The organism is Mycolicibacterium insubricum, assembly GCF_010731615.1.
In the GTDB taxonomy this organism is placed as follows: Bacteria; Actinomycetota; Actinomycetes; order Mycobacteriales; family Mycobacteriaceae; genus Mycobacterium; species Mycobacterium insubricum.
Genome location: NZ_AP022618.1, coordinates 2,134,337 through 2,146,620 on the forward strand (window position 1 = coordinate 2,134,337; position 12,284 = coordinate 2,146,620).

The window sequence follows — 12,284 nt, forward strand, 5'->3', positions numbered from 1 at the left end:
GAGTTTCCCGGCAGGACCCGGTGGGAAGCCATGACGAGGGCCGCAGCACTAAGGAGATTCATGCCCACCTCGACCGCGGTACTCGACGTTCACGGCCTGCACTGGGCCACTTCCGCCGCGGTGGTCGAGTCGGCCCTGACGCGCCGCCCGGGGGTGACCGGGGTGCACGCCAACGCGGCCAATCAGACCGCGACGGTCACCTACGACTCAACGGCGACCTCCGTGGCCGACCTCACCAACTGGGTGCGCGAGTGCGGCTTCCACTGCGCGGGCCGCTCGGTTCCCGACCACATGTGCGACCCGATGTCAGAGCCTGCCGGCCCGCCCGCAGAGCACCCCGCCGACCATCAGGTAGTCGGCGAACACGCCCATCACGCCCCGGCGACACAGCACAGCCCGCACGAGATGATGGGCCACGGCGGACACGCCGGCATGTCGATGGACGCCATGGTGCGCGATATGCGCAACCGGTTCCTGGTGGCACTGGTGTTGTCGATCCCGATCATGCTGTTCTCGCCGATGGGCCGCGACATGCTCGGGTTCCATGTGCCCGCCCCGTTCGGGCTGCGCGACGACGTGTTCAGCTTCTTGTTGAGCCTGCCGGTGGTGTTCTACTCGGCGTGGATCTTCTTTGACGGCGCCTGGCGGGCGCTGCGCGCCAGGACCCTGGACATGATGGTCCTAGTCGCCGTCGCAGTCGGCGCGGGCTGGCTCTACAGCGTCGCGATCACCTTCACCGGCGGCGGCGAGGTGTTCTACGAGGCCGCATCGGTGCTGACAGCCTTTGTGCTGCTGGGACATTGGTTTGAGATGCGCGCCCGCGGCGGGGCCAACGAGGCGATCCGCACCCTGCTGGAGTTGGCCCCACCGATGGCGGTGGTGATCCGCGGCGGCGAACCGGTGGAGGTGCCCACCGCCGACGTGGTGGCCGGGGACCTGCTGCTGATCCGGCCCGGGGCCAAGATCGCCGTGGACGGCACCGTCGAGGAGGGCGCCTCCGACGTCGACGAGTCGATGGTGACCGGGGAGAGCCTGCCGGTGTCCAAAGCCGCCGGGGACACCGTGATCGGGGCGTCGATCAACACCACCGGCACACTGCGGGTACGGGCGACCAACGTGGGCTCCGACAGCGTGCTGGCCCAGATCGTGGCGATGGTCCAGCAGGCGCAGAACTCCAAGGCCCCCGGGCAGCGACTGGCCGACCGGGCGGCGTTCTGGCTGGTGCTCGTCGCGCTGATCGGCGGGACGGTGACCTTCCTGGTCTGGTGGTCCGTCGGGGCAGGGGTGCAGACCGCACTGCTGTTTGCGATCACGGTCGTGGTCATCACCTGCCCGGACGCCCTCGGTCTGGCCACCCCGACGGCCATCATGGTCGGCACCGGTCTGGGCGCCAAACGCGGAGTGCTGTTCAAGAATGCGACCGCCCTGGAAACCGCGGCGCGCATCGACACCGTCGTGATGGACAAGACCGGCACCCTGACCAAAGGCGAGCCCGAAGTCACCGACCTCATCGCCGAGGCAATCAGCGAGCCCGAACTGCTGGGCCTGGTGGCGGCGGTGGAAAAAGAGTCCGAGCACCCGCTGGCCGCCGCGATCGTGCGCCACGCCACCGCACGGGGAGCGACCGCTGCGTCCGCGACCGGCTTCCGCAACGTGCCGGGCCACGGGGCCACGGCCACCGTGGACGGCCGGCGGGTGGCCGTCGGCAACCGCAAACTGATGGTGGACGAGGACGTGGACGTCCCGGCGGCGTTGATGGGCCGCCGCGACGAATGGGCCTCCACCGGCCGCACCGCGGTCCTCGTCGCCGTCGACGGCCGCGGAGTGGGTGTGATCGCGCTGGCCGATGCCGCCCGGGAAACCTCCGCCGCCGCGGTCCGGGACCTGCACGACCTGGGTGTGCAGGTCGTGATGCTCAGCGGTGACAATCAGGCCACCGCGCGCCGCATCGCCGACCAACTCGGCATCGACACCGTCATCGCCGAGGTGCTGCCCGGGGACAAGGCCGCCGAGATCGCCGACCTGCAGAAGGCGGGCCGCAAGGTCGCCATGGTCGGCGACGGCGTCAACGACGCTCCCGCGCTGGCGCAGGCCGACCTGGGGGTGGCGATCGGGGCGGGCACCGATGTTGCGATCGAAACCGCCGATCTGGTGTTGATGCGCTCCGATCCCCTCGATGTGCCGATCGCGTTGCGGATCGGGCGGGGCACCCTGCGCAAGATGCGCCAGAACCTGTGGTGGGCGGTGGGCTACAACGTGATCGCGCTCCCGATCGCAGCCGGGGTGTTCCAACCGGCGTTCGGGCTTGTGTTACGCCCGGAGATCGCCGCGTTGTCAATGTCGGGATCCAGTCTCATCGTGGCCGTCAACGCCCTGATGCTCAAGGGCCTCAAACTTCCGGCACCCCCGGCGGCGCCTAGCAACCCCGGCCCCGTAACGGTCACCCAATGAAACCCGGGAAGCGCCGGGGGGCGATGCCGGCCAGCTCTAAACCCCGGGACGGGGTCGGATTTCAAAGACTCAGACAACAACCAAACACAGTATGGAGGGTCCCATGTTCACATCCCAGCCGCGCGTGGCCGGAGTTCTCAACAGATCAGCTGCCACAGTCAGAAAAGGCACCCGTCGCCTCACCGTCATTGCTGCTGCCCCAGCGTTCGGTCTGTCGCTACTGCTCGGCAGTGCCCCCGTAGCTGCGGCCGAGCCCACTACGGAGTGCAGCCAGATGGCTCATCCACCCGCCGGTCAGACAGACCCCGGTTCGGGCAACCCACTGACGCGACCGGGGCAACTGGGTGGTGTGAACCAACAGCCGGCGCCCAACGGCGACATGCCGATGGACTGCCCGCCCATCGGTCACGGATAGCCCTCGAAGTGCTTGAAATTTAGGGGCCCCGCGCTGCATGCCAGCGCAGTAACTGCTTTGGGGCCGACGCCCACCCCGGTGTGACTGCCAGCAGCTACGCCGAGGTGGGCGTCAGTGTTTCGATCGCGGTGCGCAGCTTGCCGGTGACCTCATCGGCGACGTCCTGCAATGCGGGATTCCCGGTCACTTGAACCAGCAGTTGCGGGTTCACCGCCTCCACCAGCACCCGGGTGGCATCGTCGGGGTCGGTGCGTACGACGACGTTGCAGGGCAGCAACAACCCGATCTGGCGGTCGAGGCTCACCGCCCGGTGGGCCAGTGGCGGATTGCAGGCGCCCAGGATCAAGTAGTTCTCCATGTCCTGATCCAGTTTGGCTTTCAGCGTGGCTTTCATGTCGATCTCGGTGAGCACGCCGAACCCCTGACCGGCTAGGGCCTGCCGGGTGCGGGCCACCGCATCGGCGAACGAGGAGTGCAGCGACGTCGAAATAGCAATGCTCATGCGGGTTCCCTCCGGTGTGTCGTTGCTGTCCACTTCCCGAATCTGGCACCGGTATCCACCCAGAGGGACGAGTAGGTCGGTTCTTTATCGAATCTTCACAGAACGACCAAAAGACCCGCACCAGTCTGGGGAAGGCTGTTCTGGGAAGCGATCTCAACGACGAAGGGGATGCGTGTGACCGGCAGTGGCGTGAATAGGACAAGGACTGTGGCGATCGGCGTGGTGGCGTTGGCCGCGGTGGCCGCCATCGGGGCGTGTAGCAAGTCGGCGACCACAGAGGCCGGTCCACCGGCGTCAACGTCCACCCAGATCTCGGCAACAACCCAGGCGGCCGCCCACAACCAGGCCGACATGGATTTCGCGCACAGGATGATCCCGCACCATCAGCAGGCAATCGAGATGAGCGACATCATCCTCGGAAAGCAGGGCATCGACCCCCGCGTGGTCGATCTTGCCGAGCAGATCAAGGCCGCCCAAGGCCCGGAGATCACTACCCTGCAAGGCTGGATGAGCCAGTGGGGCATGCCGATGAGTGGGATGCCGGGGATGAGCGGTAACAGCATGCCGCCCATGAGCGGAATGCCCGGGATGGATCACGGCAGCATGTCCGGGATGGACGGCATGATGTCGCCGGCGCAGATGGACGCGTTGACCACCGCCCAGGGTGTCGAGGCCAGCAAGCTGTTCCTGACCGGGATGATCGCCCATCACCAGGGTGCGCTGACCATGGCCCAGGACGAGATCAAGAACGGTCAGTTCCCCGATGCGATTGCGATGGCCAAGGCGATCCTGGACAGCCAGCAGAAAGAGATCGACACCATGAACCAGATCCTGTCCTCCCTGTAGGGGTTGGGATGTCCCAGACCCGGACCTATCAGGTGCGCGGAATGACCTGCGGGCATTGCGCTGGTGCGGTGACCGCGGAGCTGGAGAAGCTGGGTGGTGTCACCGCGGTGGCGGTCGAGGTGGTGCCGCAGGGTGATTCACCAGTCACCGTGACGAGCACGGCTGCTCTGACCGACGATGCGGTGCGCGCGGCGGTGGCGGTCGCGGGTTACGAGCTCGTCGGAACACCCTCGCTCTGAGAGGCGACCGGCACCGCCACGGTGAAGGTGGTGCCCTGACCGGGTCCGCGGCTGGCCGCGCTGATGTGCCCGCCATGGGCTTCGGTCAGCGCCTTGGCGATCGCCAGTCCGATACCCGATCCGCCGTGACCCCGGTCCCGGGCGGAGTCGGCCCGGTAGAACCGTTCGAAGACGTGCGGCAGGTGCCCTGCGGGGATCCCGTCGCCGTCGTCGGTCACAGTGAAGGCCACTTCCGGTCCGCGCCGGGTGGTGGTCAAAGTGACGTGCCCGCCGGCGGGGGTGTGCCGCAGGGCGTTGTCGAGCAGATTGCCCAGTACCTGGGTGAGCCGTTGCCGGTCAGCCCAGATCGGCGCGGTATCGCCGGCTTCGGTGTGCAGGGCAACCGCCTTGGCGGCGTAGCGGTCGGCGAACGCCGCCTTCAGTGCGGTGAGGAGTTCGGCCGTGTCGACCGGACCCCGGGCGATCGCGGTGTGGGATTCCTCTGCCTGGGCCAGCGCTGCGGCGTCGGCGGAAAACCGCACCAGACGCCCGGTCTGCTCGCGCAGCATCGCAATCGTCTGAGGGTCAAGGGTTTTCACGCCGTCCTCGACGGCTTCCAGGTAAGCCTCCAGGACCGCAACCGGGGTCCGGATTTCGTGCGCTAGGTCCCCGAACATCCGGCGGCGGGTGGATTCCACCGATTGCAGGCGCTGCGCCATCTGGTTGAACGAGCCGGCCAGGTTCTCGAATTCGTCTCCCAGTTGCGGTGGGGCGACGCGGATGTCGTAGTGGCCCTCAGCGATCGCCGCGGCTGCTTGCGACAGTTCGGCGATGGAGTGTTGCAGACGCCGGCTCAAATAGGCGGTGACGACGAACGCGGTCGAGGCGGCCACGGTGATCGCCACCGCGATCGACAGGGCGGTGGCGTGCTGATAGGCCTGCTCGGCGTGGAACTGCTCGTTGGAGTTGTGTTCCACCCCTGCCTGGTGCAGATGTTCGCGGAACAGCGGCGGCCCGACCACCGAAGCGACCACCCAGGTGGTGGCTCCGCCGGCGAGCAGCACCAGTGTCTGGGCGAGCAGCAGCCGCCCGCGCATCCCCATCCCCGGCCGCGGCGTCATCGCCCGGTTGCCATTCGGTAGCCCACCCCGCGGACGGTGAACACGAACCGCGGATCGGCGGGGTCGTCGCCGAGTTTGCGGCGAAGGTGCCCGACGTGGACGTCCACCAGGTGGTCGTTGCCCACCCATGGCTCACCCCACACCGCGTCGATGAGCTGGCGGCGGCTCCACACCGCACCCGGCCGCGACGACAACGCCGCCAGGATGTCGAACTCGGTACGGGTCAACGGGATCAGATCCCCCTCGAGGAACACCTGCCGGCTGGCCAGCTCGATCGACAGCGGCCCGAAGAGGCGGGCGGGCGGCATCTGCGCATCGGCAGCCGTTGCGCCCGGCGTCGCCGCGGCCGTGCGTGGCCGGCGCAGCATGGCGCGGATCCGGGCGACCAACTCCCGCGGGCTGAACGGTTTGGTGATGTAGTCATCGGCCCCCACCGAGAGCCCGACGATGGTGTCCATCTCGGTGTCACGGGCGGTCAGCATCACCACGTAGGCATCGGAGAACGTCCGCAGCTGTCGGCACACCTCCAGCCCGTCGATACCCGGCAACCCCAGGTCCAGCACCACCACGTCGGGATCGACCTCGCGGGCCACCGCCAACGCCTCGGCCCCGCCGTGGCAGACCGTCACCTCGAAATGTTCGCGCTGCAGATAACTGGCGACCACGTCGGCCAGGGCGGCCTCGTCATCGACCACCAACGCGCGATAGCCGAGGTCCGCGCCACCCCCGGCGGCACCGGGTAAGGAATTCATCCTCACATCGTGCCGCCCGAGCCGCGGCACACCGCGTCTTGAGCGAATCTTCACACAACCAACACCAAACCCCCGCACCCGCCGGACCACAGTGGAAAGCGCAGCCCCACAACGACAGGACCGGTGATGACCCAAGCGCCCCCGCCGGCGGTGCCGCTGACACGGCGGGGGTTTCTGGTGGCCGCCGCCGTCGGCGGTGCAGCCCTGGTGGGGTGTAGCCGCTCCACCACCGCCACCGCCCCGACCAGCGGCACCACCGAGGCGATCGCCGCGGCTGAGGCCGCCCGCCCCCACACCGGCAAGACCGTGACCGCCCGGTTGTCCCCAGGCGCCGCTGAAGTCGACCTCGGAGGCACCCGCGCCCGGACCCTGGCCTACAACAACCTCCTGCCCGGCCCGTTGATCCGGGCCAACGTCGGCGACGAGATCGCCGTCACCATCGACAACGGCCTCGACCACCCCACGTCGGTGCACTGGCACGGCATCGTGCTGCGCAACGACATGGACGGAGCCGCCCCGGCCACCCCCAACATCGACCCCGCAACGTCGTTCACCTACCGGTTCACCTCCCCGTACCCGGGCACCTACTGGGCGCACCCGCACACCGGCCTGGACACCGACTACGGCCTCTACGTGCCGCTGATCATCGACGACCCGACAGAACCGGGACGCTACGACGCCGAGTGGATCGTCATGCTCGACGACTGGACCTCCGGGGTGGGCAGCAGTCCCGAGGAGATCTTCAGCGGCCTCAGGTCGATGGGCATGGGCGCCCGATCCGGGCATGGCCCCATGGCAGGGATTCCCGCGAGGGGACCCATGGGCAATATGGGGCGCATGCCGGGAATGGGCGGCATGGGTTCGATGCCCGGGAACCCGGGTGCCGGGGTGGGCGCGGTGAGTGACCTGCTCGGCGGGGACGGCGGCGACGTCACCTACCCCTACTATCTGATCAACGGCCGAATACCAGCGGCGGCTAAAACATTCACCGCCGCACCCGGCCAGCGCATCCGCATCCGGATGATCAACGCCGGTGCCGATACCGCCTTCCGGGTCGCCCTTGCCGGCCATCGTATGACCGTCACCCACACCGACGGGTTCCCCGTCGAGCCGGTGGACGTCGATGCGGTGCTGATCGGTATGGGGGAGCGCTACGACGTCCTCGTCACCGCGGGCGACGGGGTGTTCCCGTTGGTCGCCTCGGCCGAGGGGAAGAACGCCGTGGCCCGCGCGCTGCTGTCCACCGGGGCGGGCCGCGCCCCCGACGCGGCATTCCGGCCCGCCGAACTGACCCGCAGGGTGGGAACCGTCGACACCTTCACCGCCGCACCCCAGGTCCAACTGCGCACCACCAGTGACCTTTCCATGCAGGCCCGGCTGACCGGTTCGATGATGCACTACGACTGGGCGATCAACGGCCGGCCCTACGACCAGACCGTGCCGCTGACCATCCACGAGGGTCAGAACGCCACCCTGACCTTCGCCAACCAGACCGCGATGTGGCATCCCATGCACCTGCACGGGCACACCTTCCAGGTGATCAAGGCCGACGGTAGTCCCGGTCCGCGCAAGGACACCGTCATCGTCACACCCATGCAGTCCGTGTCGGTCCTGCTCGTCGCCGACAACCCCGGTATCTGGATGCTGCACTGCCACAACGGCTATCACATGGATGCCGGGATGATGACGACCCTCAACTACAGCAGCTGACATCGCAGCTTTCGGATAGAAATCGAGGTGGAAGAGAAAGGAGACGTCCCATGATGTTCTGGTCCGACCACGACATGAGCGGATGGGGATACGCAGGCATGGTGATCGGAATGGTGTTGTTCTGGGTCCTGATCATCGTCGGCATCATCGCCTTGATCCGCTACACCACCGGTGCCACCCAAACCCGCGTCACCGCGACCCCGCACTACAGGGACTACGAGACACCCGAGCAAGTGCTGGCCTGCCGGTTCGCTCGCGGGGAGATTGACGACACCGAGTACCGCAACCGCCTTGAGGTGCTGCACAGCACCCCGCGGCGCTGACACGGCAGAGGGCGGTGGTTTCCGTGAGCCGCGACGATTTCCGCCTGCCGATCGCCGTTCGGCTCGGCGGGCACCAGCAGCGCCGAATCAGCTAGACACAAGCGCGCCATCAGAAATCCCGGGCCGAAGGCCCGGATCTTCAACCCGAAGGGATCGCCACCATGACCGAATCGACACCAACCACCGCGACGCTGGACCCGACCGACACCACCGAACCCATGGGCCGCCCCAACACCCGGCTGTACCAGGTGTTGGCCTGGGTGGGCATCGTCGCCGGGATCCTGTTCATCGTCGCCGTGGTCTTCTTCTCCGGCTTCTTCGCCGCCCACGCAACCGGCGGGTACGGATGGCACCGCGGCGTCCAGAGCGGCCAGATGGGTTCGGGCGGACCCATGGGCGCGGGCTGCCCGATGATGCAGGGCGGCGGAATGGGCCCCGGGATGATGAGTCCCGGCGGTATGCCCGGCATGGGACCCGGTGGGATGGCACCCGGTAGCTCCCGGGCATCGACCCCGCCCTCGTCAATGCCGATGCCGATGGCGCCTGCCGGACAGCGGTAAACGTCACCCCAGCGCGGGTCCAGCTGGCCGCGCGCGATGATCGCCGAGCCGGGAGAGCCTGGCGATGCGGTCACCCCCTCACCGGGCGCGGACGTAATGAGCGGTCGGCGGTTAGCGAGGAAGCGCTGACGGCCCACCGGTGCCGCAATTTCCGCGGCAGCCAAGACCTGGACAACCTTGCGGTTCTGGGATCCGCCACAAAAACCGGAAAAAGCACTTCGCCATGGTTGGCGGAATTCGTACGGCTGCGCTGATCAGAGCGGTTGGCATTCGCCAAGGTAAAGCGGACCGACCCTCAACCAGGTAGCAGAGTGGGCTGCCATTCGCCTCAGGGTGGGAAGCCGTATTCGGAAGCTGCGTACGGGCGGGCCGGCATGACTCAAGAGGGACTGGCGCTCAAGTCTGGGCTCTCTCGCAATCTGCTGTTGGACGTCGAGCTCGGGCAAGAGCGGTCTTCTTTACGAAAGATTGTTCGAAACTGGCCGAAGCTCTGGGCGCAGCACCCCACGAACTCCTGGTGATTGACGCACAGTAGATGCCCCTCACCGAGCGTCGCTTACATGTGTGTGGCACGTATCGGCCCAGATAGTGGACGACGCTTACGACTAGACGCTCAGTAAAGTGGACGAGTACGCCGAGATCGCCCCGGCCGTCATGGAGGCGCTGCGTACCCCGCTGGAGGAGGGCGAGGTCCGGCTGGCCCGCGTCGACGGGGTGGCGCGCTACCCGGCGCGGTTTCAGCTCATCCTGGCCGCCAATCCCTGCCCGTGTGCGCCGCCGGATCCACAGAAGTGCATCTGCAAGGCCGTCGACAAACGCCGCTATCTGGCCAGACTGTCCGGCCCGCTGATCGACCGGGTCGATTTGCGGGTGCAGCTCAACGCGGTGCGGGCCGGGACCATCACCGACACCTCCGGTGAGCCGACGGCGGCGGTGCGCGAGCGGGTGTGCCGGGCCCGAGCAGCCGCGGCGGAACGGTGGGCTGCGATCGGCGTGCGCACCAACGCGGAGGTGCCGGGGCCGGTGCTGCGCCGCGCCTACCGGCTGGATCGGGCCGCCATGCGGCCCCTGCACCGGGCCATGGACGCCGGGCTGCTCAGTGTGCGCGGCGTCGACCGGACGCTGCGGGTCGCGTGGTCGGTGGCCGACCTGGCCGGGCGAGACCGCCCCGGTATCGAGGAGGTCGGCGTTGCCCTGAGCTTTCGCCAGTCCGGGGAACCCCGGTGAGCGCCGAGACGACGCGCCGCGCCTGGGCCTACCTGTCCCGGGTGGCCGAGCCGCCGTGCACGCCGCTGCGGGAGCTGGTGGCGGCCGAGGGGCCGGTGGTGGCGGCGCGGATGATCTGGCAGCACAAGGAACCGGCCGAACTCACCGCGTTGGTGGCGGGCCGGCGCGGCGTCGACCGCTCGGCGGCCGACCTGGAGTTCCTGGCCGGGCGCGGCGGGCGGCTGCTCACCCCGGACGACGAGGAGTGGCCGTACCTGGCCTTCCAGTCGTTCGATTCCGCCGTCGCCGAACCCACGCGGGAGGCCGTCGCGCCGCTGGTGCTGTGGGTGCTCGGCCCGGCCCGGCTCGACGAGGTCGCCGAGCGGGCGGTGGCGATCGTCGGCACCCGAGCCTCCACCGCCTACGGCGACACCCTGGCCGCCGATTTCGCCGCGGGACTCATCGACACCGATATGGCGGTGGTGTCCGGGGCGGCCTACGGGATCGACGGCGCCGCGCACCGCAGTGCGCTGGCCTGCTCCGGGGTGACCGTCGCGGTGCTGGCCGCCGGCCTGGACGTGCCGTACCCGGCCGGGCATTCGGCTCTGCTGCACCGCATTTCACAGACCGGTGCACTGGTGACCGAGTACCCGCCGGGAGTGCGCCCGGCGCGCTACCGGTTCCTCACCCGAAACCGGTTGGTGGCGGCCCTGTCCCGGACGACGGTGGTGATCGAGGCGGGCCTGCGCAGCGGCGCGGCCAGTACCGCGGCGTGGGCGCGGCTGCTGGGGCGACCGGTCTGTGCGGTCCCCGGACCGGTGACCTCGGCCGCCTCGGCGGGCTGCCACGAGATGCTGCGCGCCGGTGCGGCGGAACTGGTCACCCGCGCCGAGCACGTCGTCGAACTGGCCGGAAGCTGCGGCGAACTCGCCGAGGACCCCGAGCATCCCAGCACCGAGCTGGACGGACTGGGCGACGTCGAACGCCGGGTCTACGAGGCGCTGCCCGGCCGAGGCGGGGTGAGCATAGAGGACATCGCGCTGGGAGCGGCGCTGCCGCCGGAGCAGGTCATCGGGCCGCTGGCGCTGCTGGAGCTGGCCGGGCTGGTGGAGAACCGGGAGGGTCGCTGGCGGCTTCGCCGGAGCAACAAGTGAGTCCAGCGAGCGGTTGTGCCGGGGCTCGCGGCGTTGGCCGACGGGCTACTCGGCGCCCAGCGCCGAAGCGACCGTCGTATCCGGTTTGTAGACGCAGATACCCTTGGCGATGGTCGCACCCAGCGAATAGTTCTCCGCCGGGATCATGGATTTGCCACCGGACAGGATCTCCTTGGCGACGGCCTCCTGCGTGGCCTCATCGAGGGTGATGAACTTCGAACACTTCATGGTCGTCGAATCCGCGGGCGCCGGGGGTAGCGGCGAGGTGCTCGTCGTCTCACCGGTGGTGGGCGTCGGTGATTCGGTGTCCGACGGCGGGGACGATTCGGTGGGCGACGGCGTCTCCGACACTGGCGTCATCGACACCGACGCCCGCACCGTCGAGGGGGCGGTGGAGGAGGCCGGGGCCTGGTTGCCGCCGGACGAGCACGACGCGGTCAGCACGGCAATTCCCACCCCGGCCAGCAACCCGGCGGCCCGCATCGTGATGTTCATGAATCGACTGTACTGTCGCGCAGCGGTGCGAAACCGCGGCAATTCTCAGAACTGGGCGTGCAGGAAACCGGCGAGCAGCACCGCAAACCCGCCGATCTCGCCGATCGCCAGCAGCACCGTCCCCGCGTGCAGCGCCGGTGTCGCATGCTCGTACTGATTGGTGGTGTCGCGCCGGATGCCGTGCCCGATATAGGCGAGGATCGCCGTCACGAAGAAGAACACCAGCACCATGGCCGCGGTCAGATTGATCGCCGACGGCCAGTCGCTGAACTCGACGAACACCGCGACCAGCAGGGTGGCAAAGGAATACATCAACGCTGCGCGGTGGGCGATGTCGACATACGGATGCGCAAGATGCTCCGGGGAGGTCGCCATCTGGCGGTACTTCCACACACCCAGGATGAGCGCCAGCAGGAAGATGCCGCCGGCTGCGCCGACCGTCAGTGCGGTTGCGAACTCCAGATGGTGCTGCGCCATGACGGCGATCATGCGCGCCTGTCACCGCGACGGTCAATCGGGTGCGCCCACAGA

Annotated in this window: 12 protein-coding genes and 1 pseudogene; 8 read left to right on the forward strand and 5 right to left on the reverse strand. The window is 68.4% G+C overall.

Features of this window, described 5'->3' with window-relative positions; all coding sequences use genetic code 11:
• Positions 1 to 60 precede the first annotated feature (60 nt).
• A complete protein-coding gene (locus G6N16_RS10225; RefSeq protein WP_083029818.1) occupies positions 61 to 2,451 on the forward strand; it encodes a heavy metal translocating P-type ATPase in 2,391 nt (796 codons plus the stop codon).
• Between the two features lie 509 nt (positions 2,452 to 2,960).
• On the opposite strand, the gene G6N16_RS10230 is transcribed toward G6N16_RS10225, so the two are convergent.
• Positions 2,961 to 3,368, reverse strand: a complete 408-nt coding sequence (locus G6N16_RS10230; protein WP_083029899.1) for a DUF302 domain-containing protein — start codon at positions 3,366 to 3,368, stop codon at positions 2,961 to 2,963.
• Positions 3,369 to 3,536: 168 nt separating this feature from the next.
• Here G6N16_RS10230 and G6N16_RS10235 point away from each other — a divergent pair, with 168 nt between their 5' ends.
• Positions 3,537 to 4,214: a DUF305 domain-containing protein gene (locus G6N16_RS10235; RefSeq protein ID WP_083029817.1), complete on the forward strand. Its 678-nt coding sequence runs from the start codon at positions 3,537 to 3,539 to the stop codon at positions 4,212 to 4,214.
• Positions 4,215 to 4,222: 8 nt separating this feature from the next.
• Positions 4,223 to 4,453 carry a heavy-metal-associated domain-containing protein gene (locus G6N16_RS10240; protein WP_083029816.1) on the forward strand — a complete coding sequence of 77 codons (231 nt, stop codon included), beginning with the start codon at positions 4,223 to 4,225 and terminating at the stop codon, positions 4,451 to 4,453.
• Here G6N16_RS10240 and G6N16_RS10245 read toward each other — a convergent pair.
• Together G6N16_RS10245 and G6N16_RS10250 are read right to left on the reverse strand one after the other, a co-directional pair.
• Positions 4,423 to 5,553, reverse strand: coding sequence for a sensor histidine kinase (locus G6N16_RS10245; RefSeq protein ID WP_083029815.1), 1,131 nt, complete (start codon positions 5,551 to 5,553; stop codon positions 4,423 to 4,425). The genes G6N16_RS10240 and G6N16_RS10245 overlap by 31 nt on opposite strands.
• Positions 5,550 to 6,305, reverse strand: a complete 756-nt coding sequence (locus G6N16_RS10250; protein ID WP_083029814.1) for a response regulator — start codon at positions 6,303 to 6,305, stop codon at positions 5,550 to 5,552. Before G6N16_RS10250 ends, G6N16_RS10245 begins: the two co-directional genes overlap by 4 nt.
• Positions 6,306 to 6,431: 126 nt before the next feature.
• Between G6N16_RS10250 and G6N16_RS10255 the strand changes: the two genes are divergently transcribed.
• The 5 genes and pseudogenes from G6N16_RS10255 (at position 6,432) to dprA (ending at position 11,258) form a co-directional block, all read left to right on the forward strand.
• Entirely contained in the window at positions 6,432 to 8,015 is a 1,584-nt protein-coding gene (locus G6N16_RS10255) for a multicopper oxidase family protein (RefSeq protein ID WP_083029813.1), read from the forward strand.
• A 50-nt stretch (positions 8,016 to 8,065) separates the two neighbouring features.
• On the forward strand, positions 8,066 to 8,338 hold the full coding sequence (locus G6N16_RS10260; RefSeq protein WP_083029812.1) for an SHOCT domain-containing protein: 273 nt from the start codon (positions 8,066 to 8,068) through the stop codon (positions 8,336 to 8,338).
• 161 nt (positions 8,339 to 8,499) lie between these two features.
• Positions 8,500 to 8,898, forward strand: a complete 399-nt coding sequence (locus G6N16_RS10265) for a hypothetical protein (protein ID WP_083029811.1) — start codon at positions 8,500 to 8,502, stop codon at positions 8,896 to 8,898.
• A 621-nt stretch (positions 8,899 to 9,519) separates the two neighbouring features.
• Positions 9,520 to 10,125: pseudogene (locus G6N16_RS10270) on the forward strand (ATP-binding protein); the annotation flags it as partial.
• Positions 10,122 to 11,258: a DNA-processing protein DprA gene (gene dprA / locus G6N16_RS10275; RefSeq protein WP_083029810.1), complete on the forward strand. Its 1,137-nt coding sequence runs from the start codon at positions 10,122 to 10,124 to the stop codon at positions 11,256 to 11,258. The pseudogene G6N16_RS10270 and the gene dprA, both read left to right, overlap by 4 nt.
• A 45-nt stretch (positions 11,259 to 11,303) precedes the next feature.
• On the opposite strand, the gene G6N16_RS10280 is transcribed toward dprA, so the two are convergent.
• Positions 11,304 to 11,753 carry a hypothetical protein gene (locus G6N16_RS10280; protein WP_163787851.1) on the reverse strand — a complete coding sequence of 150 codons (450 nt, stop codon included), beginning with the start codon at positions 11,751 to 11,753 and terminating at the stop codon, positions 11,304 to 11,306.
• Positions 11,754 to 11,798: 45 nt separating this feature from the next.
• Positions 11,799 to 12,230 (reverse strand): hypothetical protein, encoded by a 432-nt coding sequence (locus G6N16_RS10285; protein WP_083033906.1) that lies wholly within the window; start codon positions 12,228 to 12,230, stop codon positions 11,799 to 11,801.
• Positions 12,231 to 12,284 lie beyond the last annotated feature (54 nt).

What these genes read in the sequence shown, in the direction of transcription:
- G6N16_RS10225 (WP_083029818.1), top strand. Translation starts at nt 61, where the DNA reads ATGCCCACCTCGACCGCGGTACTCGACGTTCACGGCCTGCACTGGGCC.
- G6N16_RS10260 (WP_083029812.1), top strand. Translation starts at nt 8,066, where the DNA reads ATGATGTTCTGGTCCGACCACGACATGAGCGGATGGGGATACGCAGGC.
- G6N16_RS10265 (WP_083029811.1), top strand. Translation starts at nt 8,500, where the DNA reads ATGACCGAATCGACACCAACCACCGCGACGCTGGACCCGACCGACACC.
- G6N16_RS10255 (WP_083029813.1), top strand. Translation starts at nt 6,432, where the DNA reads ATGACCCAAGCGCCCCCGCCGGCGGTGCCGCTGACACGGCGGGGGTTT.
- G6N16_RS10235 (WP_083029817.1), top strand. Translation starts at nt 3,537, where the DNA reads ATGCGTGTGACCGGCAGTGGCGTGAATAGGACAAGGACTGTGGCGATC.
- G6N16_RS10245 (WP_083029815.1), bottom strand. Translation starts at nt 5,553, where the DNA reads ATGACGCCGCGGCCGGGGATGGGGATGCGCGGGCGGCTGCTGCTCGCC.
- G6N16_RS10280 (WP_163787851.1), bottom strand. Translation starts at nt 11,753, where the DNA reads ATGAACATCACGATGCGGGCCGCCGGGTTGCTGGCCGGGGTGGGAATT.
- G6N16_RS10285 (WP_083033906.1), bottom strand. Translation starts at nt 12,230, where the DNA reads ATGGCGCAGCACCATCTGGAGTTCGCAACCGCACTGACGGTCGGCGCA.
- G6N16_RS10230 (WP_083029899.1), bottom strand. Translation starts at nt 3,368, where the DNA reads ATGAGCATTGCTATTTCGACGTCGCTGCACTCCTCGTTCGCCGATGCG.
- G6N16_RS10240 (WP_083029816.1), top strand. Translation starts at nt 4,223, where the DNA reads ATGTCCCAGACCCGGACCTATCAGGTGCGCGGAATGACCTGCGGGCAT.
- G6N16_RS10250 (WP_083029814.1), bottom strand. Translation starts at nt 6,305, where the DNA reads ATGAATTCCTTACCCGGTGCCGCCGGGGGTGGCGCGGACCTCGGCTAT.